The following is a 24,117-nucleotide window of genomic DNA, read 5'->3' as shown; positions in this document are numbered from 1 at the left end:
GCGCCCGCCGCCTGATCATCAGTGGATCGTGGTGATCGTGATCGTCGAGCTGTAGGAGCCCGCTGCGGTGCCCGCGGGCGCCTGCAGCGTGAGAGCGGCCTTCACCTCAGCGGTGCCGGTCTTGTGACCGTCCTTCGCGGAGATGAGCGTCTGTGAGGTGCCCAGGCCCGGGTTGTTGGCCTCGACCTTCGCTCCGACGGTCGCATCCGTGATGGTGCCCGTGCCCTTCGGTTCCCATCCCAGAGCCTTGCCAGAGAAGCTGCCCGCGTCGCCCGTGAAGTCCGAGGCGACCGCGTTCACGTGGAAGGCGCTGGACTCCGTCCGGGTGTCCTTCACGGTCACGGTGGGCAGGGTGCCGCTGGCCGAGAAGCCGGCATTGTTCTCCTTGGCGGTGCCCAGGGTCGCGGAGTCGCCGCTCAGGGTGACCTTGAACTCAGGCTTAGGGTCCGCCGGGTCGGTCGGATCCGTGGGGTCCGTCGGGTCGGTGGGATCCTCGGGCGTCGGGACGTCCACATCGACATCGACGTCGCCGGTCTTCTCCCCCTCGTCGCCGGTCGACGGATCCTCCTCGGGAGCGCTCCAGCTCAGAGCGATCGGGTCAGCTGTCTTCCGGACGTCGGCCTGCCCGCCGGAGCTGTACCAGTAGGAGGACTGCCCGGTCTGGATCTGGAAGTCGACGAAGTCCTGGGGGAAACTGCCCCAGCCGTCCGCGGTGGTGTTCTGCGGGCTCATCCCGCCGTCGGTGTCGACCTTCACGCCCTTGTACTCGGGGGTGGCGGTGAAGCCGTCCTCGCCCATCTTCGCGTCCTTGAAGGTGGCCAGGGTGATCTGGGTGTCCTTGAGCTTGACCCACTTGGTGGTGTCGTTCATGTCGGCGCCGTAGCCGCCACCGGTCGCGGTGAGGGTCCCGGTGCCGTCAGCGTCGATGCTCAGGTGCGGATCGGAGAGGGTCCAGTAGGTCATGCCGCCGTAGTAGACGACGCTCGCCTCGCCCTTCCAGGTGATGTCCGCCGTGCCCTTGGCCGCGTCCACGCTGCCGGTGCCCTTCGCGAAGTTCAGCTGGTTGTGGGTAGAGGAGCTCGCCGAGGTGTTCACGGTGGCGCCATCGGCGTCCTTGCACTTGTCGGCCCAGGTCGGAGCGACCTGCTTGCCGGCGGAGTTCGGCTTGGTGATGCTGACGTCACCCGCGGTGGTCTTATAGACGCTCGCGGCCTCATCGGCGGTCCAGACGTGGCTGGACTTCAGGTCGCCGACGTTCCCGGCGACCAGGAAGTTGCAGCCGCCGAAGTAGGCGCCGCCGCCGGACTCCGCGTTGATCGACCAGGAGAGCGAGGCGTCGTCGACCTTCTCGGCGGCGCTCGCGCTCGGTGCGAAGAGGGCGAAGGCCCCCGCCGAGGCGATCAGCGCCCCGGACAGTGCGGCGACGGAGCGCCGCAGGGGGAGGAGTGTGTTCATCATGCTGTCCTTCGTGTGGAGTGGTGCCCCGAATGCTCGGGCGAGGGATGGGGGCCGACGGTCGTCGGCCGGGCATGTCACAGCGTCGCGGACCTGGTCGGCACCGCCCCGGCTGCGGCGGGGGTCTTCGGGATCAGGTGCTGGATGCTGTGGCCGCCGCCTTCCAGGAGGGCAGGACCAGCCAGCCCTTTCTGAGCGAGAGCACGAGGCCGCCGCTGGTCAGAGCCAGGATCGAGAGCGTCCCGGCGGCGCGGAGCGGAGTTCCGAAGGCCGTGTCGACCGCGGCCGGGATGAGTGCGGTGCCGCCCCAGGTGGGGCTCATCAGCGAGGAGTCGCCGCCGCTCTGCTCCGCCGCGAGCTGCGAGGGGGTGAGCGCATGGGCCGCGGTCGCATTCCTCGCCGCGGCGAGGGGGAGGGCGCTCGCCGGGGAGTTGCCGAACGCCGTGGAGCCGCCAGCGCCTGCGCGGGCGCCCGAATCCGTGCCCGATGCCCCAGCGAGCCCCGAGCCGTCAGCGGACACCGTCCCGTCGGAGGACACCGTGACCGGGCCGCCGCCCAGGCCGTCGTCGGTGCTCACGGCGCCGCCCTGCGCGGTGCCCGCCGTGCCGGGGCCTTCGGACGTGCTGGCCTTCTGCGGGCTGCTCGCGTCCCAGCTCACCGTGAGCGGGCGCGGCGGCTTCGCGCGGTCGCGCAGACCGCCCGAGCTGTACCAGTAGGAGGACTGGCCGGTGTCGATCTGGAAGTCGATGAAGTCCTGCGGGAAGGCTCCCCAGTAGGAGGAGTCCTTCTTCTGCGGATTCATGCCGCCCTTCGCGTCCACGCCCACATGCGAGTAGTCGGGGGTCACGGAGAATCCCGTGTCGGAGAGCTTCACGCCCGAGAGCGTCGCGAGCTTCACCGTGCGGCTCTTCAGCGGCACCCACTTCGAGGTGTCGTACATGTCCGCCCCGTATCCGCTGACGGTCGCGGTGAGGGTCCCGGTGCCGTCCCCGTCCACCGTCAGCTTCGGGTTCTTCGCGGACCAGTACGTCATGCCGCCGTAGAAGACGACGGAGAAGGAGCCCTTCCACTGCACCGTGGCCGTCTTCTTCTTCGGGTCGTAGGTGCCGGTGCCGCCGTCGATGACGATCTCGGTGCCCGTGCCGATCGTGTCGGTGGTGCTGAGCGTCCCGCCGCTCGAGGTCGCGCAGCGCTGCGACCAGGAGGGCTTCGTCCCCTTGCGGTCCAGGCTCACCTGGCCGGCGCTGGTCCTGTAGGCCTTCTTCCTGTCGGCGTCCGACCAGACGTGGCTCGAGCCCATGTTGGGGACGGTGCCTGCGACCAGGAAGTTGCATCCCCCGAAGAAGGCGGCCGATGTCGACTCCTGGTTGATGCCCCAGCGCAGCTGCGCGTTCTTCAGAGTGCGCGAACCTGTCGTGTTCGACGTACGGCCGGAGTCGTCCGCGTCACCGGAATCGCCGCTGCTCCCGGTCCCCGAGCCGCTGCCCGAACCCTCACCCGACCCGCTGCCGCTTCCCGACCCGGACCCGCTCCCCGACCCGGAGCCGCTGCCGTCGCCGGGATCCACAGGGTTCTTCGCATCCCAGCTCACGGTCACGGGATCGGCCACCTTGCGCGAGTCGACCTGACCGCCGGAGGTGTACCAGTAGGAGGACTGGCCGGTCTGGATCTGGAAGTCCACGAAGTCCTGGGGGAAGGAGCCCCAGTCCTTCTTCGTGGTGTCCTGCGGGCTCATTCCTCCGTCTGTCGAGACCTTCACGCCCTTGTACTCCGGTGTGGCGGTGAAGCCGTCCTTCCCCACCTTCGCGTCCTTGAAGCTGGCGAGGGTGATCGTGGTGCTCTTGAGCTTGACCCACTTGGTGGCGTCGTACATGTCCGCGCCGTAACCGCCCGCGGTCGCCGTGAGCGTCGCCTTCCCGTTCTTCACCACGAGATGGGGATCGGAGAGCGTCCAGTAGGTCATGCCGCCGTAGTAGACGACGGTCGCCGTGCCCTTCCACTGCACGTCAGCCGTGTTCTTCGCTGCGTCGTAGCTGCCGGTACCCTTCGCGAAGTTCAGCTGGTTGTGGGTCGAGGAGGTCTCGGAGGTGTTGACGGTGGCGCCGTCGGCGTCCTTGCACTTGTCGGCCCAGGTCGGAGCGACCTGCTTGCCGGCGGAGTTCGGCTTGGTGACGGTGAGGTCGCCATCGGTGGTCTTGTAGACGTTCGTGGCCTCGTCGGCGGTCCAGACGTGGCTGGACTTCAGGTCGCCGACGTTCCCGGCGACCAGGAAGTTGCAGCCGCCGAAGTAGGCGCCGCCGCCGGACTCCGCGTTGATCGACCAGGAGAGTTGGGCGTTCTCCACGTCCCCGGAGCTCGTCCCTGGAGTCGTCGCGTCCCCGGGAGTTGTCTCGGGAACCGTCACGTCGACGTCGACCTGGTCATCCCTGTGATCCGCGGCCTGCGCCTGCTGGCCGCCGATCGGCATCAGCATCTCCGAGGCGGCGAGCGCGATGAGCGCGAGCGCGAGGGTTGCGCCGTGGCGTCCGCGCGAGCGATCCGCGCGCTCGTCGACCGGCTGCCAGCCCTCGGCCTCGGGCGGGGTCGCATCGGGGAAGACAGGATGCGCAGACGGCTGTGCGGGCTGTGCCGCCTCGGCCTGCGTCTTCTCGGCCTTCTTCCGCGCTCGACGGGCGGCGGACCTGCGGGCGAGCGTCGTCACCAGCGCGACCAGGAGCACCAGCACGGCGACGCCGAGCAGGATCAGGGCGATGATCATGACGATGTCCCAGGCCGTGAGGGGCTGCGACTCGTCCTGCGTCCCCGCAGTGCCGAGTGCATCGGAGGCGGGCAGCACAGTGAAGGTCACGCGTGCGGTCTGCTCTGACGCGGCGCCCGTGAGGGTGAGGACGTGGGTGCCCTGACGCAGATCGCCGGGGATCGGCACGGAGCCCGCGAGGTCCCCGTACTGGCCCACCTGATAGGGGCCCGCGCCGCTGGTCCCGGTGTCGAGGGTCCCCGCGACCTGTTCGTCCGGCAGGAAGCCCTTGGCGGTGAAGCTCAGCGCGCCGCCCTGGGTGACCTCCTTGTCGACGATCCCGATGCTCGCCTCCCCGAGCGCCTTGATCGCGGCGGCTTGGTCCTCGGCGCTGTCGCCCGAAGACGCCTTGTCCTCCTCTCCAGAGCCCTGCTCCGCGGAGTCCGCGTCATCGTCCGCGGCGGCGCCTGGCTCGTCGGACGCATCGTCGGAGGTGCCATCGGCCGTCGAGCCGGACCCCGCGCCGGCCTCGTCGGCAGACCCGGAACCGCCAGCAGTACCGGAATCGGACCGCGCGGAGCCTGCCGAATCGTTCGTGTCGCTCTTGCCCTCGCCCGAAGCCTGGGCCGACCCGGATGAGCTCGTGGACCCGTCGGCCGACGAGGACTTCGATCCGGAGGAGCCCGCCGCGCCGCTGGAGCCGCTCGTGAAGGAGATCGGCGTGAAGGACTCGTTGTTCGCGTTCTTCACGCCGTGGGCGCCGATCGTGATGATGCCGCACGTGGTCTTCCGGCAGTCCACGCGGGTGACCTTGCCGTCGCGGTCCACGCTGTCGAAGACCGGGCCGGGAATCACGAGGCTCGTGCTCCAGGTGCCGTTCTTCGCGATCAGACCGCCGTTCGCCGCATCCTGTGTCTCGGACCCGGGGAAGGACACGAACTTCTCGTAGCCCTTGTTGTCCTTCGTCTCGGAGTCGGGCACATAGCGGTAGTCGACGCCGGTCTCCCCGCCCTGACTCGGGCGCCAGCCGGAGTCCACCGAACCGAACAGGACGTAGATGCCGCCGAAGCCGCCCTGGATCGACTGGAAGCCGCTGCCCGAGAGCTTCACCTCGGTGGGGGCGTCGGACGATGCGGTGGCACCGCCCAGCGAGGAGCTGATCGAGACCTTCCCGGCGGCGGCAGCCGGAGGCGCCGTCACCGTGCACAGGGCCGCGACCATGGCGGCGACGAGGGCCACGAGGGACGTGCGCACCGAGGGCCGGGCACATGATGACACGGCCGACGCCGGGTCGGTGGGGGAGGGCCGGGTGGCGCTCATGCGTTCGCCTCCAGAGGCGTGCTCGAAGGGGTGTCGAGAGATGGTGCGGGGGATGCGGGGGCTCGCCCTCGCAGGGGCACGACGAGCCTCTCGTCCGTGCCCGGTGCGTTGAGCACGGTGACCGGATAGTCGTAGACACTGCTGAGCAGAGCCGCGTCGAGGACCTCGGCGGGGGAGCCGTCGGCGACGACCAGGCCGTCGGAGAGCAGCACGATGCGGTCCGCGTAGGCGCCGGCGAGGGACAGGTCGTGGACGATCACGAGGACCGTCGCGCCCTGGGCTGCGCGCTCCCTAGCGGTCGCGATCACGCGCTCCTGGTGGCGGATGTCGAGCGCGGCCGTGGGCTCGTCCAGGAGCAAGATCCCCGTCTCCTGGGCGAGGGCCCGTGCGAAGGCGACGCGGGCGCGCTCGCCGCCCGAGAGCACGGGGACCTGCTGTCCGGCGAGGGCGAGCGTCTCGCTCGCGCGCATCGCGCTCTCGACGACCGCGTCGTCCCGCTCCTCCTCGTCGGTCCCGACCCACGGTGCGCGCCCCATCTCGACGCTCGCGCGGGCGGTGAACGCGAAGGAGAGACGGCTGTCCTGCATCTGCACGGCGCGCATGCGGGCGAGCAGCAGCGGGCGGATGCTCGAGACGTCCTCGAGCCGGCCGTCGGCGTCGGCGGCGATCCGCACGCGCCCCGTGCGTGGCGCGAGATCGCCGGCGAGCACGGCGAAGAGCGTCGATTTGCCCGCGCCGTTGGGGCCCACCAGCACCGTCACCTCGCCACTGCGCAGGGTGAGGTCGATGCCGCGCAGGATCTCGGTGCCTCCCAGCTCCACGTGCACGTCCTCGCAGGCGAGGGTGACCGGGTTCCGGCGGTCGTCCTGCGCTGCGCTCATGACCAGCCTCCTGCGCCGCGGCGCGTGCGTCGGATCAGGTAGAAGAAAAAGGGGCCGCCGATCAGCGAGGTCAGCAGGCCGATGGGGAGGTCTGCGTAGGCGACGGCGGTGCGCGCGATGGTGTCGGCGTACAGCAGCAGCACGGCTCCGCAGAGTGCGCTGGCCGGGAGCAGGATCCGGTGCCCGGGGCCGGTGATCATCCGGATCACGTGGGGCACGACGAGGCCGACGAAGGCGATGATCCCCGTGAAGGCGACGGCGGCCGAGGTGAGGATCGCGACCATGACGATCACCCCGATCCGGAGGCGCTCGACGTCCACACCCAGATGTCGCGCGGGCTTCTCGCCGAGGCTCAGAAGGTCCATCGGCCGGGCGACGAGGGCCGTGAGCGCGAGGCACACCACGACGATCGGCGCGGCGACGGCCACGTGCACCCATCGGGAGCCGTTGAGGCTTCCGAGCTGCCAGAACACGATCTGCTCGCGCGTCGCGTTCGTGCCCAGGAAGGTCATCAGCGCGATGATCGCGCCGGCGACGGCGTTGACGGCGATCCCTGTGAGCACCAGGGTCACGACCTCGGTCCGCCCGCCCTGGCGAGCGGTCGAGTAGACGACGGCAGTCGCGGCGAGCCCGCCCACGAAGGCGCCGGCCACGAGCGTCCAGGACCCGAGCACCGTCAGACCGAGGACGATGACGATGCAGGCGGCCGCGGCCGCGCCCGAGGAGACGCCCACGATGCCCGGTTCGGCGAGCGGGTTGCCGAAGACCCCCTGCATGAGGGCGCCGCCGACGGCCAGAGCGGATCCGACCAGCAGCGCCATCACCACACGCGGGAAGCGCACGTTCCATAGGGTCGCGTCCGCCAGACGGGTCTGGTCGCCGGAGGTGGCCGTGCCGGTCGCCCCGCGCCAGATCGCATCGAGCACCTGGGCGGGGGAGATCGGGAATTGGCCGCTCGCGCCCGCCCAGAGCACGCCGAGGGCGAGGAGCACGGCGGCGAGGGTGAACAGCCAGGGCGCGCGGCGGGCGCGATGGTCCCGCATCGACGGCGCGGAGGCATCCGCAGGTCCGACAGATTCCGGCGCGCGCGCCGGGGTGGCCGAGGATGGATGGGCGGGGGACGGGGCGAGGCGCAGCGGGGCGGTCATGCCGCGCCCTGCGCCGAGGCTCCGTCGGAGGGTGTCGGCGCGTAGATCGCGGTCGCGAGCGCGTCGAGGACACCGGCGGTCGCCGGTCCGAAGCTGAGGATGTCGGTATCGGCCATGTCGACGATGCGGTGCTTCTGCCCGGCCGGCGTGAGCGCGATCGCCGGCTTGGAGTCGAGCAGGCCGTCGACGCCGCCGCGGGATTCCAGCCCCTTGGTCATCATGAGCAGCAGGTCCGGTTTCGCGTCGATGATGGCCTCGTCGGTCATGGGCTTCATGCCCTCCCAGCCGATCTCCTTCGCGACATCCACCCCGCCCACGCCGTTGATGAGGTCGTCGGCCCCTGACCCTTCGCCGAAGATGTAGTAGACGCCGCTCGTGCCGCGTGCGTAGAAGAACAGCATCCGCAGCGGCTCGGCGTCGGGCCTGTGGCCGTCGATGCTCGCGATCGTGTCCTCGATCTCCTGCTTCGTGCGGCTGGCGAGCTTCTCGCCCTCCTCCGGCAGGCCGACTGCCTCCGCGACCTGGCGGATCAGGTCCGGGGTGGTGTCGATCGAGCGCTTCGAGTCGACGACCACCACGGGCACGCCCGCATCGCGCATCTGCAAGATCACGTCCCAGGGGCCCAGCGAGCTGTCGGTGATGATGAGCGAGGGGTCCAGAGCGAGGATCGCCTCGGCGTTCAGCTCGTGGCCGTTCTGCGTGACCTGAGGCTTGTCCTTGATCTCGTCGAAGCCCGAGGAGACGTCGCGTCCCACGACGCTGTCGCCGAGGCCCAGGTCGTAGACGATCCGCGAGGTGCTGCCGTAGAGATCGATGGCGAGGATCCGGGAGGTGTCCTCGATCGTGACCTTCGTGCCCTGGGAGTCCTTCATCGTGACCGGGAGCGAGGGTGTGGGGGAGGTCGCGACGGGGCGGACTCCCGCTTCGCCGAGGTCCGCGGTGCTCGGACCCTCGTAGGACGAGGGGTTGTCGAGGACCTTCGCCTCGGCGAAGGTCCCGGAGGCCGCGGCGTCCTTCGTCGCGGCGCTGCCCAGCTGCGAGCAGCCGGAGACGGCGGGGACGGCGAGAGAGATGCCGAGTGCGCCGAGGGCGAGGGAGCCCAGGCGGCGACGGGGGAACGGTGAGGTGAGTGAGGAGGACGAGGAGGACGGCGGCACGAGACCTCTCCTGTGAGGTGAGAAGTGGGGGTGCGCGGGTGGATCCGAGCGCAGGGGGATGAGGCGAAGATGCGGGAGGGAAAACGCAAGACAGTCCTTGCGAAAAGTGGCAAGGTGAGGCAAACCTATCCCATGAAGCGGTTTTCCGCCACTGTGTCAGGACGTGGTGGGCGCCACGCGAGGGAAAGGTAAGGCGACCCTTGTGCGGACGCCGTCGGCATGGTCCACTTGACGCGACACTGCGTCAGAAAAAGTGGCGCGGAGACCCCAGCACTCACCCCGGGAGACGACGATGACCGCTCTGGACACCCCCGCCGCACCCTTCGCCCGGCGTCTGCGCGACGCCACGCGCGCCGAGCACTCGGACGCCGAGAGCAAGGGCTTCATCACCGCGCTCATGGGCGGTGAGCTGGGGGAGCTCGACTACTGGCGCCTGCTGGGCCAGTACCTCCCGCTCTATGTCGCGCTCGAGGAGGCGATCGAGACGGCCGCCGCGCGCTCCGCGCTCGCCGCGTCCTTCCACGACCCGCGGCTCGCCCGCGCCGAGGCGACCCGCGGGGATCTCGCCGCGCGCTTCGGCACCGCCGCCCCCGTGGTCGACGGCGTCTCCCTCACCGCGCCGCTGCCTGCGACCACCGCCTATGCCGAGCGGATCCGCAGCGCCTCCGTGCCCGCGCTGCTCGCGCACCACTACCTGCGCTACCTCGGCGACCTCTCGGGCGGGCAGGCCATCGGGGCACTCGTCGCGCGGCACTACGCCGTGCCGCGCGAGCAGCTGACCATGTGGGACTTCTCGGAGATCGACGCGCCCAAGTGCGTCAAGGACGCCTACCGCGCGCGCCTGGACGACATCACCGATGCCGCCGTGCAGGAGGAGTTCCTCGCCGAGGCACGCGCGGGCTACGGGCTCGCCGGCGCCCTGTTCGCGGCGCTCGACCCGCGCTGATCCCCGTCGGCCGACGGCGCGGTCCCGTCGGCCGGATCAGTACTGCGGGTAGCCCTGGAACTGCTGGTGCTGCTGCATGTGCTCGCGGATCTGCCGGGAGGAGCGCACGCGCGCGACGATGCCCCAGATGAGCAGGATCAGAGCGATGATGCCGAGCAGGATCGGGATGCCGAAGCCGACGCCCGCGGCGATCAGGACGCCGGTCATCCCGACGTCCGCGACGGCCACGTCGCTCGCGCCCTCGCAGGAGACCTGCACGGTCTGGTCGCCCGAGACGTTGAACGTGCCCACGGCGGTGTACGAGGCGCCGTCGACGGTGGCCGTCATCCCTTCGCCCGAGGTGCTGTCCATGGAGGTGTCGCCGCCGGACACCGAGCACGTGGCCCCGTCGGCCTCCTCGGTGGGCACGTACACGTAGTACATGGACATGCCGGACGCCTTGACGCTCCCGCTCTCGGACCCGAGCGAGGTGGCATCCGCGTTCGCCACGACGACGACCGCCACGATGCCCAGCGCGATGATCGGCATCACGACCAGCCCGATGAGGTTCGCGACGATGCCGAGCGCGCCGAAGATGATGCGCTTCAGCCCGCGCTTCTTCGGGGGCGCCTGGTAGGCGGGCTCGGAGGGGTACGAGCTCGAGGGGCCGTAGGCAGGGGGCGGGACGGTCATGGTGACCCTTTCAGGAGGTGAGGAGGGGAGGGAGGGACGGGAGGGGAGAAGGAGCGGGCGCGGGAGGCGTCAGCCCCGCGCGACGGCGAGGGCCTGCTGGGCGATCTCGAGCTCCTCGTCGGTGGGGACGATGAGGACGCGCACGGGGGAGTCGTCGGTCGAGATCGTGCGGATGCCCGGTGCCCGCTCGGCGTTGCGCTCGCGGTCCAGGACGATGCCGAAGCCCTCGAGGCCCGCGAGGGCGCGTTCGCGGACCTCAGGCACGTTCTCGCCGATGCCGGCGGTGAACGCGATGACGTCCAGCCCGCCGAGCGCGAAGGCGTAGGAGCCCAGGTACTTGCGCAGACGGTGCACGTAGACCTGCATGGCGAGCTCGGCGGTCTCGTCGCCGTTGCGGATCGCCTGGGTGATGTCGCGGAAGTCGCTCATGCCGCACATGCCCTGCATGCCCGAGCGCTTGTTGAGCAGGGTGTCGATGTCCTCGACGCTCATGCCCGCGCTGCGGTGCAGGTGCACGAAGACCGCCGGGTCGATGTCGCCCGTGCGGGTGCCCATGACCAGGCCCTCGAGCGGGGTGAGGCCCATCGAGGTGTCGACGGGCGCGCCGCCGGCGATCGCGGAGGCGGAGGCGCCGTTGCCCAGGTGCAGCACGATCTGGCGCAGACGCGATGCGTCATTCCCCTCGGAGGCCAGCAGCTCGGAGACCTTCTTCGAGACGTACTGATGGCTCGTGCCGTGGGCGCCGTAGCGGCGGATCCGGTACTCGTCCGCGACGCCCTTGTTCAGCGCGTAGGTGCGGGAGGCCGCGGGCAGGTCCGCGAAGAAGGCGGTGTCGAACACGGCCACGTGCGGGATGTCCGGGAGCATCCGGCGTGCCGCGTCGATGCCGTCGACGGCCGGCGGATTGTGCAGGGGCGCGAGCGAGCTGAGGTCGGCGATCTGGTCGCGCACCCAGGAGTCGATCGGCGTGGGCGCGGAGAAGCGCGCCCCGCCCTGGACGACCCGGTGGCCGACGGCGACCACGTGCGCGTCCTCGAGGGCCAGGCCCACCTGGTCGAACAGCTCCATGACGATCTGCATGGCGACGACGTGGTCCGGGACCTCGCCCTGGTGTGCGCCGTACGCCTCACCGGCGGTGATGCGGCCCATGCCCTGGTCCAGGCCGATGCGCTCGATGATGCCCGAGGCGAAGACCTCGCCCGCGAGCGGGTCGAGCAGCTGGAACTTCAGGGACGAGGAGCCCGAGTTCACCACGAGCACGGTCGAGGTGCCCGCGGACGGGGCGCCCGGGCCGAGCTCGGCGGCGTCGGAGGATCCGGGAGCGTCGGGGGTGCTGGGGGTGCTCATGCGTCCTCCTGGGTGGGGGTCGTGCCGGCCTGGTCCGCGGCCTGCGCCTGGATCGCGGTGATCACGACCGTGTTGATGATGTCGTCCACGAGCGCTCCGCGGGAGAGGTCGTTGACGGGCTTGTTCAGGCCCTGCAGGACGGGTCCGATGGCGATCGCGCCCGCCGAGCGCTGCACCGCCTTGTAGGTGTTGTTGCCCGTGTTCAGGTCGGGGAAGACGAACACCGTCGCCCGGCCCGCGACCGCCGAGTCCGGCAGCTTCGTCTTCGCGACCGAGGCGTCCACGGCCGCGTCGTACTGGATGGGCCCCTCCACGTCCAGGTCCGGGTGCTGGGAGCGGACCGCGGCGGTCGCCTCGCGGACCTTGTCGACGTCGGCCCCGGAGCCCGAGCTGCCCGTGGAGTAGGAGAGCATCGCGACGCGGGGGTCGATGCCGAACTGGCGAGCGGTCTCCGCGGACTGCACGGCGATGTCCGCGAGCTGCTCGGCCGTGGGATCGGGGTTCACCGCGCAGTCGCCGTAGACGAGCACACGGTCCTGCAGGGCCATGAGGAACACCGAGGAGACGATCTTCGCGCCCGGCTTCGTCTTGATGATCTCGAAGCTCGGGCGGATGGTGTGGGCCGTGGAGTGGACGGCGCCGGAGACCATGCCGTCCGCCGTGCCGAGCTGCACCATCATGGTGCCGAAGTAGGAGACGTCCTGGACCTTCTCCCGGGCCTGCTCGAGCGTCACGCCCTTCTTCGCGCGCAGGCGCGCGTACTCGGCGGCGAACCGCTCCACGAGCTCCGGGTCGTGCGGGGAGATCACGGAGGCCTCGGAGATGTCGTGGCCCAGCTGCGCGGCGCGCGAGCGGATCGTGGTCTCCTCGCCCAGCAGCACGAGGTCCGCGACGCCCCGGGCCAGGATGGCCGCGGCCGCCGCGAGGATCCGCGGCTCGTCGCCCTCGGGCAGCACGATCGTCTTCTTCTCGCCGCGGGCGCGCGCGAGCAGCTCGAACTCGAACATCATCGGCGTGACCACGTCGCTGCGGGTCACGTCCAGGGTCTCGAGGAGCTCGTCCATGGGCAGGTGCTCGGCGACCGCGCGGCGCGCCGCGTCGAGCTTCTGCGGGCTGTCGGCGGTGAGACGGCCGTGGGTGCCGGCGATCGCGACCGCAGCCTCGTAGGTCGAGTCCTCGGTGGCGATGATCGGCAGGTCCTGCTGCACGCCCTCGATGAGGCGGGTGACCTCGCCCGGGATCTCGTAGCCGCCGGTCAGCACGATCGAGCTGAGCGCGGGGAAGGTGCCCGACTGCTGGGCGAGGAACAGCCCCGGCAGCAGGTCGTAGCGGTCGCCGGGGGCGATCACCGTGCAGTTCTCCGTGAGGCGCCGCAGCACGTTGGGCAGGCTCATCGCGGCGACAAGATTGCCCAGGGCCACGCGTCCCAGCCACTCGGGATTGCCCTGGACCAGGGTGCCGCCCACCGCGTCCTTCAGCGCCTGCACGGTGGGCGCCATGATCACCGGGTTCTCCGGGATCGCGGCGACGACCACGCCCGCGGGCAGCCGCGCGGAGACGGCCTCGCGGGTCGCCTCGAGCTGCTCGGGATCGCTGCGGTTCGCGACCAGCGCGATCGGCATCGCGTGGTGGGAGGCGAACTCCTGCACGCTGACCTGCGCGAGCGCCGCGACCTGATCGGGCGTGCGGTCCAGTCCCGAGACCACGATGACGACGGGCGCCGAGAGGTTCGCGGCGACCTCCGCGTTGAAGGCCAGCTCGGTGGGGTTCGCCATGTCATCGTAGTCGGAGCCGAGCACGACGAGCGCCGAGTAGCGCTGCGCGAGCTCGTGGTACTTCGCGAGGATCTCCTCCTGCGCGGCGTCCGGGTCCGCGAGGGCCCGGCGGGAGTCGACGCCCAGGGCCTCCTCGTAGCTCTGGTCGACGGCCGGATGGGAGGTCAGCAGGTCGACCGAGTAGTCCCTGTGGTCACGGGAGCCCGCCGGCCTCGGGCCGTCGGGCCGGGACCCCTCCGGCCCCGCGCTCTCGGCCTTGAAGACGGGTCGGAACACCCCCACGCGATCGGAGCGGGCGGCGAGGGCCTCCAGGAGGCCGAACGCGACGCTCGACTTCCCGGTCATGCCCTCCGGACTGGCGACATACACGCTGTGCGACACCCGACCAGGATAGGTGCACCTTCCCTCGGATCCCAGGGACCGGCGATCCTGGGGACGCGCGTCACGTCCGGGCCCGCGCTCCCGGCTCGCGCACGGGGGCGCCGCCTACCATGGTCGCGTGCTCCGCGTCGCCCTCCGTCCCCGCTTCCTGGGGCTGCTCGCCCTCATGGTGGTGGCGACGCTCGTCTGCGGCCTGCTGGCCACCTGGCAGTGGGACCGCGCGCACCGCGCGCTCACCCAGCAGACCGGCGAGGACCGCACACTGGGCCAGATCACCGACGTGATCGAGCCCGGCAAGGCCGTCACCAACGAGATCGCCGGCGGCATCGTCGACGCGAGCGGCACCTACGACGCCGACCAGCAGGTGCTCGTGCCCGGCCGCCGCATCGACGGCGAGGACGCCGTGATCGTGGTGACCGCCCTGCACGTGAAGCCCGGTTCGGGGGCCGGCAGCACGGCCGGCTCCGACGACGCCCTGCTGCCCGTCGCGCGCGGCTGGATCCCCGAGAAGCAGGTGACCGGGGACGACGGGAAGATCGACCCGGCGCTCGCTCCTGCGCCGCCGACGGGCGAGGTGAGCGTGAACGGTCGGCTCGAGGCGAGCGAGGCCGCGAGCCACGGCCTCGAGGGCGGCGTCGCCCAGGAGATCGCGACCCCGCTGCTGATCAACGAATGGGGCTCGCCGATGTACGCCGGGTACGTCGCCGTCGGGTCCTCGCAGGACGGACTGCACGCCCTGCCCAAGGCCGAGTCCCAGTTCTCCTCCGGGCTGAACTGGCAGAACCTCGGCTACGCCCTGCAGTGGGTGCTGTTCGGCGGCTTCTTCCTCTACCTGTGGTGGCGGTCCGTGCGCACCGCCCATCTCGACGAGCTCGCCGAGAAGCGCGAGCAGATGCAGTCCCGGCTCGCGGGGGAGCAGCAGAGCCCGCCCGCAGAGTCCGCCAGCCCCGTCGACCGCACCCCGGCCGACCAGACCGTCGGCCCCTCGCAGGCCGACCCGACAACCGAGGGAGAGACAGGTGCCGACTCCGCGCCCGCTCGATGAGGTGACCGCCCGCGCATCCTTCGCCCGCTTCCGCTGGGCCGCGATCGCGGAGGGCATCGCCCTGCTGATCCTCGTGGGGATCATGATCATGCGCTACGGCGTCTACGGGGGCGACCCGTGGTGGAACTCCACCTCGGACCTGTGGTCCACGATCAGTAGCCGCTGGTCGCCGATCCACGGCGTCATCTACATGATCTACGTGATCCTCGGCTTCGACATGTGGAACAAGATGCGCTGGAAGCTGCCGCGCATGGTGCTCATCATGTTCTTCGGCGTCATCCCCGTGCTCTCCTTCTTCGGGGAGCGGTTCCTGCACTCCTCGATGGAGGAGGACCTGCGGCGCCGGCCCACCCTCCAGGACATCGACGGCCAGGACGGCGCCGGCGCGGCCGGCCCGGCGGCACCCGATGGCACGGACACCCCGGGGCAGAGCCCCGCCGACGGAAAGTAGACTGATCCGGTGACTGATACCGACGCCCGACCCGTCCTCGTCGTCGACTTCGGCGCCCAGTACGCGCAGCTGATCGCGCGCCGCGTCCGCGAGGCCCAGGTCTACTCCGAGATCGTCCCGCACACGGCATCCACCGCGGACATCCTCGCCAAGGACCCGCGCGCGATCATCCTCTCCGGCGGGCCCTCCTCGGTCTACGCCGAGGGGGCTCCGAGCCTGGACCCCGCCCTGCTCGAGGCGGGCGTGCCCGTGCTCGGCCTGTGCTACGGATTCCAGTCGATGGCCGCCGCCCTCGACGGGACCGTCGCCCCGACGGGAGTGCGCGAGTACGGCGCCACCCGCCTGGAGGCCGTCGACTCCGCGAGCGAGCTCCTGCGCGAGCAGGACACCGAGCAGAACGTGTGGATGAGCCACGGCGACTCCGTGACCGCCGCGCCCACCGGGTTCCGCGTCGTCGCGACGTCCTCTGCCTCCCCGGTCGCCGCCTTCGAGCACCCCGAGAAGCACCTCTACGGCGTGCAGTGGCACCCCGAGGTCGGCCATTCCGACCGCGGCCAGGAGGTCCTCGAGAACTTCCTCTACCGCGGCGCCGGGATCTCCCCCGAGTGGACCACCGGCAGCGTCATCGAGGAGCAGGTCGAGCGGATCCGCGCCCAGATCGGCGAGGGCACCGCGATCTGCGCGCTCTCGGGCGGCGTGGACTCCGCGGTCGCCGCGGCCCTCGTCCAGAAGGCCATCGGGGATCGCCTCACCTGCGTGTACGTGGACCACGGGCTCATGCGCCTGAACGAGTCCGAGCAGATCGAGAAGGCCTTCGGCGAGTCAACCGGCGGCGCGAAGCTCATCGTGGTCGACGCCGAGGAGCAGTTCCTCTCCGCGCTCGCCGGGGTCACCGATCCCGAGCAGAAGCGCAAGATCATCGGCCGCGAGTTCATCCGCACCTTCGAGCGCGCCCAGGCGGACATCCTGCGCGAGCGCGGCGTCATCGACGAGGCGGGCCACGCCGAGGCGAAGGCGTTCCTGGTCCAGGGCACGCTCTACCCCGACGTCGTCGAGTCCGGCGGCGGCGAGGGCGCGGCGAACATCAAGAGCCACCACAACGTGGGCGGCCTGCCCGAGGATCTCTCCTTCGAGCTCGTCGAGCCCCTGCGCGCCCTGTTCAAGGACGAGGTGCGGGCCGTCGGCTCCGAGCTGGGCCTCCCGGACGCGATCGTCTGGCGTCAGCCCTTCCCCGGCCCCGGCCTGGGCATCCGCATCATCGGCGAGGTCACCAAGGAGCGGCTCGACGTGCTGCGCCGGGCCGACGCCATCGCCCGCGAGGAGATGACCGCGGCCGGGCTCGACCGCGAGATCTGGCAGTGCCCCGTGGTGCTCCTGGCCGACGTCCGCTCCGTGGGGGTCCAGGGCGACGGCCGCACCTACGGCCACCCGATCGTGCTGCGCCCGGTGACCAGCGACGACGCCATGACCGCGGACTGGGCCAAGCTGCCCTACGAGGTGCTGGGCCGCATCTCCACCCGCATCACCAACGAGGTCGCGGAGATCAACCGCGTCACCCTCGACGTCACCAGCAAGCCGCCGGGCACGATCGAGTGGGAGTGAGGGGTCTGCGGGGCTGACCTGCAGGACCTTCCGCCGGATCGACATAGCTCCCGAGGGCTGCACGACGCTCGGGAGGCGGTGCCGTTGGCGGGACGACGCGGCGATCGTGTCGCGGACGGGCTCCTGGTGAGGAGCCATGGCATATGTGCCGTGGCTCCTCACCAGGAGCCCGTTGCCGTCATCCGCCCGAGGTCAGGATCGCTCGCCCTCGCGGCGCGCACCCCTGCGCACCCGGCGCGCCCGCGGCGCGCGCCGCCAGGTCCCGGGTGAGCGTCGTCGGGCAGGTGTCAGGCGTTCTCGTCCTCGGTCTCGGGTTCCAGGAGCCGCGAGGGGTGGGGCGGCACGTCCAGGTGCCAGGACTGCGTGCGCTCGAATGTCTCCCAGCCCATGGACCTGTAGAGGCCGTCGGCGCTGGTGGGGGAGTCCGCGTCGACCTCGAGGTCCACGTGGTCGCGGCCGCGGCGCGCCGCATCGGCGATCGCCGCCCGCAGCAGCGCCTTGGCGACGCCGTGCCCGCGGGCGGATCGGTGCACCCCCAGGTAGTCGAGGTAGGTGCCCTCGCCGACGCGGCCGTGGTCGGTCTCGTGCGCGCGGCGCATCGAGGCGACGAGCCCGCCGGCGGGCAGCCAGGTGCCGTCCCCGTCGTGGTCGATCTCCGCGATCCACCAGAGGTCCCAGTCGGCCTCCTCGGGGGACTCGACGAGCCGCTGCGAGAACTCGGCGAAGGACTCGCGGTACGAGCTGAAGTGGTCGGCGAAGGACTCCTCGAGCATGCGATGCACGCTGCGCACGTCCTGGGCGACGGGCAGTCCCGAGGGGTGCAGGTGCACGGGGCGCACGCGGACGCCCGGGCGCGGACCCGGCAGGGAGTCGGCCTCCTCGGCGAGCACGCCGCGGCGCATGTGCAGCCAGGTGCGGACCTTCTCGAGGCCCCCGGCGGCGAGCTGGACGGCGCGATCGGCGTCGCGCTCGTCGATGTCGATGCTCAGCTGCGTGGAGTCGACGCCGCGATGGCGGGCGAAGGAGCCGCTGACCTCGACGGCCCACGCGATCAGGGCGGCGCTGAGCTCCTCCCGGGCGGGAGCGTCCGGAGCGATCACGCTCTGCAGGTCGGTGCGGCCGCGTGCCCGGTCCTCGAGCGCGATCCAGGCGATCGGCGCGGCATCGGCGCGCGCCGTGCCGTCGGCGTCCGCCGGCACGATCACCACCTGCCGCCGGGACCAGGAGCGCAGACCCACCATCCGTGAGCGCAGGTCGTCGAGGTCGATCGGCGCGGCTTCGAGGTCCACATCGTCCTGGGCCGCGCCGAGCAGGGCCGCGACGGGTTCGACGTCGGGCTCCATGGGCACGCGCGAGGCGAGGGGACGGCCGGGGATCTCCGGGAGACGGGGCGGGACGTGGTCGCTCAGCTGCACCCGCCCATGGTCCCACGTGCCGTGCCGGATCGAGCCCGGGGGAGATCGCAGGCAGCGGACAGCGAGGAGGCCCCGCACCATCTCGTGGTGCGGGGCCTCCTCGGACGCGCGGCGCGCCGGCGCCTGCGGCGGGATCAGCGCTCGGCGTGACGACCGTGCTGCGGGGGACCGTCGGCGCGGTGCGTCTGGTGATGCGCGGGCGTGGACCCGGCGGCCGAGGACGCCCCCTCGGCGGTGTGCTCGGATCCGGCCTGCGCGGGCTCGGCCTGTGTGGGCTCGCCTGCCGCCGGGGCGGCCTGCGCGGACTCGGCGCCCGGCGCGGGCTCGCTGCCCGGTGCCGACGAGGCGTCGGACGCGAGCGCCGGCTCCTCCTCGTCGTGGATCGAGGACTCCGCGAGCGGACCCGAGCCGCCCACTGCGGCGAACTGGCCGGTCGTGGTGCCCGGCTCGTCGGCCACGTGGAGGGTGTCGCGCAGCGGCAGCTGCTTGATGAACAGCGAGAGCAGCAGCGCAGCGATCACGAAGGGCACCGCGGTGAGGAACACGTCGTGCATCGCATCGCCCATGCCGCTGCGGATCGCGTCGGCGAGGAAGTCGGGCAGCTTCTCGAGCTTCGAGGGATCCAGCACGGAGCTCTCGAGGTCCGAGGACTCGACGCCGCCGCCGCTGGACTGCATCTGCGCGAGCTTGGCGAGATCCTCCTTCGGCAGCGCGGAGATCTTGTCCTGGATGGCGGTGGCCATCTGCGCGCTCATCACGGTGCCCAGCACCGCCGTGCCGATGGTGGAGCCCATGTTGCGGAAGAACTGCACGGCCGAGGTGGCGACGCCCAGCTCGTGCTGCGGCACGGCGTTCTGGACCACGAGCGTGTAGACCTGCATGCACAGGCCCAGACCCAGGCCGATCACGACCATCGCGAGCGTGAGGTGCCACTGCGAGTCGCCGTACTGCATGTTCTGCAGCAGGTAGTAGCCGACCACCAGCACGATCCCGCCGGCGACCAGGAAGATCTTGTAGTTGCCGAGCTTGGAGATCAGGATGCCGACGACGATCGAGGTGAGGATCATCGCGACGGACAGTGGGATGAGGATCGCGCCGGAGTTCGTGGCCGAGACGCCCAGCACGCCCTGCGCGTAGACGGGGATGTAGATGATCGCGCCGAACATGGCCACGGCGATCGCGAAGGACGCGGCGACCGAGAGCGCGATGATCGGGCGGGACAGCATGTGCATCGGCAGCAGCGGCTCGGCGACCTTGTTCTCGATCATCACGAAGGCCACGAGCAGTGCGGCCGCGACCGCGTACATCCCGATGATCACGGGCGAGGACCACTCGTAGGTGGTGCCGCCCCAGGTGGTCGCGAGCAGACCCACCACGAGCGCCGGGGTCAGCGTGATCATGCCCAGCATGTCGACCTTGCCGCTCTTGGCGGTGTGGTCCAGGTGCAGGAACTTGAAGATGAAGACGAAGGCGAGGATGCCGATGGGCAGGGTGAGGTAGAACAGCCAGCGCCAGCCGAAGCTGTCGGTGATCGAGCCGCCGACGAGCGGGCCGACCACCGAGGAGACGCCGAACACGGCGCCCATCAGGCCCTGGTACTTGCCGCGCTGTCGGGGCGGGATGATGTCGCCGATGATGGTCTGCGACAGCGGCATCAGCGTGCCCATGCCCAGGCCCTGCACGGCGCGGGCGAAGACCAGGAACCAGAAGTTCGTGGACATGCCCGCGAGGATCGACCCGATCATGAAGACCGCGAGGCCCGCGAGGTAGAACCAGCGGCGCCCGTAGAGATCGGAGAGCTTGCCGACGATGGGGACCGCGACGGCGGAGACCAGCATCGCGGCGGTCGCGATCCAGTTGTAGTGGTCGAGCCCGCCGAGCTCGGCGACGATGCGGGGCATCGCCGGGCCGACGATGGTCTGGGAGAGCGAGGCGACGAGCATGCCGAGCATGAGACCGGCGAAGACGAGCTTGCCGGCCCGGTCGAGCCCGGTGAAGGCCTGCTCGGTTCCGCCGCGGGGCGCGCTGCGCGTGCTGGGCGCGGATGACGTGGTGGAGGTCAAGAATTCTCCTGAGTCCAGAAGGGGCGATCGGTGACGGCGGGTGCGCAGAACCGCGCACGCGGAGTGGCCGGAGCGCTCCATCGAGCTTCGACCGGTCAACACTACTGCGATTGCAGTCACTGCACAATTGCAGTCACTGCACTTTTCTCGTGAGGTGGGCTACGGTCGCTCCGTGAGCAGCGCGCCAGACACCGAGCCGGACACCACCGCCGGCTCCACACCCTCCGGAGACCCGCAGCGCGGCCCGGAGCTCGTCCCCGAATGCGGGCTGCGTGAGCGCAAGAAGCGCCAGGCGCGCGCGGACATGCACCGCGCCGCGCTCGAGCTCGTCGCCGAGCACGGGCTGGACAGCGTCACCGTCGAGATGATCGCCGAGCGCGCGGGGGTCTCGCCCCGCACCTTCTTCAACCACTGGGCCTCGAAGGAGTCCGCGGTGCTGGGGCTGCCGGTGCTCGGCCCCGACGAGTCGTGGCGCGCCCTGCTGACGGCCAGTCCCGAGGCGACGCCGGAGCAGGCGCTGCGCGAGGTGCTGCGCCAGATCATCCGCACGGCCGACGCGGACCTCGGCCTGCGCGAGCTGAAGAAGCGCGTGCTGCACCGCGAGCCGAGCCTCCACGCGGTGAGCGCTGGGCGCACCATGCACATGCAGTCGGCGCTGATCGCCGCCTTCGAGCGCCGCGTGCGCCTCGGCCCGCTCACCCCGGAGCAGGCCGAGGAGCTCATCGGCCAGGACGCGGAGACCCTCGCGGACGTCGCCGCCGACGACCCGCAGCTCTACGAGCGCGCGGTGATCGCGGTCCAGCTGGGATTCGCCGTCTCCCGCAGCGCGTTCTCGCTGTCGATGGCCCGCGGCACCACGGTCCTCGAGGAGTTCGACCACGTCTCGCAGGTGGTGGGGACGCGCCGCATCGCGAACTGAGCGGGCCGCCGCTCAGCGCACCAGGTGCCCGCGTCCCGACTCCCAGCCCCGCCCGTCGGCCAGCCGCCCGCCGACCTCGCGCTCGAGCCGGCTGCGTCGCGGCAGCGCCGCGGGATCGTACGGAGGGCGCGCGCTGAACACGAAGAACGCGGCGCCGTCGTCGTCGCGGCTGTTCTCGAGGATCTCGAAGCGGTCCACGAAGGCGCCGATGTTGGAGTCCGCGCCCAGGGAGTCCACGAGCACCCGGTTCATGAGCCACGAATGGCACTCGAACTCGCGGCCGAAGGCGGCGCCCGCGGGGGCGGCGGCGACGAGATCGGGATAGGCCTCCGGGAAGTAGGCGCTCGCGGCCTCGAAGCTCGCCTCGACCGCGGCGGGGTCCAGAGGTCCGGTCGCCGGGATGTGCACGCCGATGATCCACCGGCCGTCGGCCGCCGAGCGGTGGAGGTCGAACTGCAGTCGCCCGAGGTGGACGAGCCGGCCTCTCCAGTTCATCGCGGTCCAGGGGACCTGATGCAGGCCCAGTCGACCGTGGCTGCTGGCGCGGTGCACGCGCATCTGCTGGCCGAGGTCGGAGAGCACGTGCCAGGACTGCGCCTCCGAGAGACGGCGCTGGGCGTGCCAGGTGCGCACCGTGTCCGTGGAGACCACGAGGGCGAGGATCGCGATGAGTCCTTCCCCGGGGGCGATCTGCTGCTGGAGGGCGTTGTGCTCCGCGGCGAGGTCCGCGAGCGGTGCGGCGGGCGCGTCGAGTCCTGCCGATGCGCGCAGGAGGTGCGCGGTGCGGGTGATCGCGGCGAGGAGCTCCGGCGCGGCGAGGGCGCGGGGGATCAGCGCCGTGAGCTCCTCGTGGTCCTGGTCGGTGATTCCCAGGCGCTCGAGCAGGGCGTCACGGCCGTCGTCGGTGAGTGCGCGGGCGACGTCGTCCTCGGTGAGTGCGCCGGTCGCGGCGACTCCCGTTGACAGGTATCCATCGGGCAGGGCTCCGCGCACGGGAGGGGTCTCGGAGCGGCCGGGGACGGAGGCAAGCGCATCGGTGCGGGTCACGCAGGAAGCCTACGTGCCCTCCGGCTACGATCGTGGCGATCATGACCCTTCGAGGAGGATCCATGACCGACGAGTCCGCGACCACCCCCGCCCCCGATCCCGCAGCCGCGTCGGCCCCGACGCCTCCCGCTCTCGACGAGAGGGCCACCGCCGTGCGCGACGCCTACGGCTTCGAGGGCACGCAGATCCATCTGGGCGTCCTCGTGCGCGACGGCGAGCCCGATCCCCAGGTGCCCGTGAACCTCGCGCTGGGCATGCTCAACCGCCACGGCCTCATCGCCGGCGCGACGGGCACCGGCAAGACCAAGACGCTGCAGGTCATCGCGGAGCAGATCGCCGCCGCGGGCACCCCGGTGTTCGTGGCGGACATGAAGGGCGACCTCTCGGGCATCGCGGTGCCGGGCACGCCGAGCGAGAAGCTCACCGCGCGCGCCGCGGCCCGCGGCCAGGAGTGGACCTCCCGCGCCGGCACCTCCGAGATCCTCACCCTCGGCGGGCAGGGCACGGGCATCCCCATCCGCACCACCGTGAGCGACTTCGGCCCCGTGCTGATGGCCAAGACCCTGGGCCTGAACGACACCCAGGAGTCCTCGCTCGGGCTCATCTTCCACTACGCGGACACCAAGGGCCTGGGGCTTCTCGACCTCAAGGACCTGCGCGCGCTCATCCGGTTCCTCACGGCCGACGACGAGGGCAAGCAGGAGCTCAAGGGCATCGGCGGCGTCTCCGCCGCGACCGCCGGGGTGATCCTGCGCGAGCTCACCGAGTTCGAGAACTCCGGGGCCGACGTCTTCTTCGGCGAGCCCGCCTTCGACACCCAGGACCTGCTGCGCACCGCCTCCGACGGCACCGGCATCATCTCCTGCCTCGAGCTCCCCGACGTGGCCACTCGCCCCACCCTGTTCTCGACGTTCATGATGTGGCTGCTCGCGGATCTCTACCAGGACCTTCCCGAGGTCGGGGACGCGGACAAGCCCAAGCTCGTGTTCTTCTTCGACGAGGCGCATCTGCTGTTCAAGGACGCCTCGAAGGCCTTCCTCGAGCAGGTCGTGCAGACCGTCCGCCTCATCCGCTCCAAGGGCGTGGGCATCATCTTCATCACCCAGACCCCGAAGGACGTCCCCGGGGACGTCCTCGCGCAGCTCGGCAACCGCGTCCAGCACGCCCTGCGCGCGTACACGCCGGACGATGCGAAGGCCCTCAAGGCGACGGCCTCCACGTTCCCCACGAGCGATGACGACCTCGTCGAGGTGATCCCCTCGCTCAAGACCGGTGAGGCCGTGGTGACCGTGATGAGCGAGGAGGGCGCGCCGACCCCGGTGGCCGTCACCGCGGTGCGCGCCCCCGAGTCCTCGATGGAGCCGGCGCCGAAGGAGGAGCTCGAGAAGATCGTCGCCGCCTCCCCGCTCGCCCCCTACACCGAGGTCGTCGACCGCGAATCGGCCTACGAGATCCTCGGCAGGCGCGACGAGCAGGCGGCCCAGGCCGGGGCGCAGGGCGCCGGGGCCGACGGCCAGGACGCGAGCACCGCGCCCGCACCGACCGCTCCCACGGAACAGGGGGCGTCGGCGGAGACGTCCCCGAAGGCGGGGAAGCATGACGGGAAGCAGGATGGGAAGCAGGGCGGGTCAAAGGACGAGGGCTTCATGGGCAACCCTGCGGTGAAGTCCTTCATCCGTTCGGCCGGGACGGTGCTCGGCCGTGAGATCACGCGGTCGCTGTTCGGCACCCGCCGTCGTCGCTGAGCCGGGGCGGG

Annotated in this window: 17 protein-coding genes; 6 read left to right on the top strand and 11 right to left on the bottom strand. The window is 71.1% G+C overall.

Going from position 1 to position 24,117, the window contains the following annotated elements; all coding sequences use genetic code 11:
* Positions 1–18: 18 nt before the first annotated feature.
* The 5 genes from I8D64_RS15325 to I8D64_RS15305 all read right to left on the bottom strand — a co-directional run bounded on the left by I8D64_RS15325 (position 19) and on the right by I8D64_RS15305 (position 8,698).
* Entirely contained in the window at positions 19–1,455 is a 1,437-nt protein-coding gene (locus I8D64_RS15325; protein ID WP_200503663.1) for an HtaA domain-containing protein, read from the bottom strand.
* Positions 1,456–1,588: 133 nt separating this feature from the next.
* A complete protein-coding gene (locus I8D64_RS15320) occupies positions 1,589–5,512 on the bottom strand; it encodes an HtaA domain-containing protein (RefSeq protein ID WP_200503662.1) in 3,924 nt (1,307 codons plus the stop codon).
* A complete protein-coding gene (locus I8D64_RS15315; protein WP_200503661.1) occupies positions 5,509–6,393 on the bottom strand; it encodes a heme ABC transporter ATP-binding protein in 885 nt (294 codons plus the stop codon). Before I8D64_RS15315 ends, I8D64_RS15320 begins: the two co-directional genes overlap by 4 nt.
* Complete coding sequence (locus tag I8D64_RS15310; protein WP_200503660.1) at positions 6,390–7,436, bottom strand: FecCD family ABC transporter permease; 1,047 nt, start codon at positions 7,434–7,436, stop codon at positions 6,390–6,392. The genes I8D64_RS15315 and I8D64_RS15310 overlap by 4 nt, the downstream gene beginning before the upstream one ends.
* Before the next feature lie 101 nt (positions 7,437–7,537).
* Positions 7,538–8,698: a heme/hemin ABC transporter substrate-binding protein gene (locus I8D64_RS15305; RefSeq protein WP_343068605.1), complete on the bottom strand. Its 1,161-nt coding sequence runs from the start codon at positions 8,696–8,698 to the stop codon at positions 7,538–7,540.
* A 292-nt stretch (positions 8,699–8,990) separates the two neighbouring features.
* On the opposite strand from I8D64_RS15305, the gene I8D64_RS15300 reads away from it, so the two are divergent.
* Positions 8,991–9,644 (top strand): biliverdin-producing heme oxygenase, encoded by a 654-nt coding sequence (locus I8D64_RS15300; RefSeq protein ID WP_200503659.1) that lies wholly within the window; start codon positions 8,991–8,993, stop codon positions 9,642–9,644.
* Positions 9,645–9,680: 36 nt separating this feature from the next.
* Here I8D64_RS15300 and I8D64_RS15295 read toward each other — a convergent pair whose 3' ends face one another.
* From I8D64_RS15295 to pta, 3 genes are all read right to left on the bottom strand, one after another.
* Positions 9,681–10,316: a hypothetical protein gene (locus I8D64_RS15295; RefSeq protein WP_200503658.1), complete on the bottom strand. Its 636-nt coding sequence runs from the start codon at positions 10,314–10,316 to the stop codon at positions 9,681–9,683.
* Between the two features lie 69 nt (positions 10,317–10,385).
* On the bottom strand, positions 10,386–11,663 hold the full coding sequence (locus I8D64_RS15290; RefSeq protein ID WP_200503657.1) for an acetate kinase: 1,278 nt from the start codon (positions 11,661–11,663) through the stop codon (positions 10,386–10,388).
* Positions 11,660–13,819 carry a phosphate acetyltransferase gene (gene pta / locus I8D64_RS15285; protein ID WP_200503656.1) on the bottom strand — a complete coding sequence of 720 codons (2,160 nt, stop codon included), beginning with the start codon at positions 13,817–13,819 and terminating at the stop codon, positions 11,660–11,662. Before pta ends, I8D64_RS15290 begins: the two co-directional genes overlap by 4 nt.
* Before the next feature lie 118 nt (positions 13,820–13,937).
* Here pta and I8D64_RS15280 point away from each other — a divergent pair, with 118 nt between their 5' ends.
* Genes I8D64_RS15280 through guaA form a run of 3 tightly spaced genes read left to right on the top strand, consistent with a single transcriptional unit; the run spans position 13,938 to position 16,917 of the window.
* The gene (locus I8D64_RS15280; protein ID WP_200503655.1) at positions 13,938–14,864 is read left to right on the top strand and encodes an SURF1 family cytochrome oxidase biogenesis protein; all 927 of its coding nucleotides are present in this window, start codon (positions 13,938–13,940) and stop codon (positions 14,862–14,864) included.
* Positions 14,839–15,315, top strand: coding sequence for a DUF3817 domain-containing protein (locus I8D64_RS15275; RefSeq protein ID WP_200503654.1), 477 nt, complete (start codon positions 14,839–14,841; stop codon positions 15,313–15,315). The genes I8D64_RS15280 and I8D64_RS15275 overlap by 26 nt, the downstream gene beginning before the upstream one ends.
* 9 nt (positions 15,316–15,324) lie before the next feature.
* Positions 15,325–16,917, top strand: coding sequence for a glutamine-hydrolyzing GMP synthase (gene guaA, locus I8D64_RS15270; protein ID WP_200503653.1), 1,593 nt, complete (start codon positions 15,325–15,327; stop codon positions 16,915–16,917).
* 287 nt (positions 16,918–17,204) lie between these two features.
* Here guaA and I8D64_RS15265 read toward each other — a convergent pair whose 3' ends face one another.
* Both I8D64_RS15265 and I8D64_RS15260 read right to left on the bottom strand, forming a co-directional pair.
* A complete protein-coding gene (locus I8D64_RS15265) occupies positions 17,205–18,332 on the bottom strand; it encodes a GNAT family N-acetyltransferase (RefSeq protein WP_200503652.1) in 1,128 nt (375 codons plus the stop codon).
* 134 nt (positions 18,333–18,466) lie between these two features.
* The gene (locus tag I8D64_RS15260) at positions 18,467–20,395 is read right to left on the bottom strand and encodes an MDR family MFS transporter (RefSeq protein WP_281392356.1); all 1,929 of its coding nucleotides are present in this window, start codon (positions 20,393–20,395) and stop codon (positions 18,467–18,469) included.
* Between the two features lie 172 nt (positions 20,396–20,567).
* On the opposite strand from I8D64_RS15260, the gene I8D64_RS15255 reads away from it, so the two are divergent.
* Complete coding sequence (locus I8D64_RS15255) at positions 20,568–21,314, top strand: TetR/AcrR family transcriptional regulator (protein ID WP_228357599.1); 747 nt, start codon at positions 20,568–20,570, stop codon at positions 21,312–21,314.
* A 12-nt stretch (positions 21,315–21,326) separates the two neighbouring features.
* On the opposite strand, the gene I8D64_RS15250 is transcribed toward I8D64_RS15255, so the two are convergent.
* Positions 21,327–22,361: an acyltransferase domain-containing protein gene (locus tag I8D64_RS15250; RefSeq protein ID WP_343068604.1), complete on the bottom strand. Its 1,035-nt coding sequence runs from the start codon at positions 22,359–22,361 to the stop codon at positions 21,327–21,329.
* Between the two features lie 62 nt (positions 22,362–22,423).
* On the opposite strand from I8D64_RS15250, the gene I8D64_RS15245 reads away from it, so the two are divergent.
* Positions 22,424–24,106, top strand: a complete 1,683-nt coding sequence (locus I8D64_RS15245; RefSeq protein WP_246483094.1) for a helicase HerA-like domain-containing protein — start codon at positions 22,424–22,426, stop codon at positions 24,104–24,106.
* Positions 24,107–24,117 lie beyond the last annotated feature (11 nt).

The sequence above is a fragment of the Brachybacterium halotolerans genome, assembly GCF_016623465.1.
GTDB classification, from domain to species: Bacteria; Actinomycetota; Actinomycetes; order Actinomycetales; family Dermabacteraceae; genus Brachybacterium; species Brachybacterium halotolerans.
The sequence above is the reverse complement of the archived record's forward strand: the minus strand, read 5'-3'. Positions and strand labels throughout refer to the sequence as shown.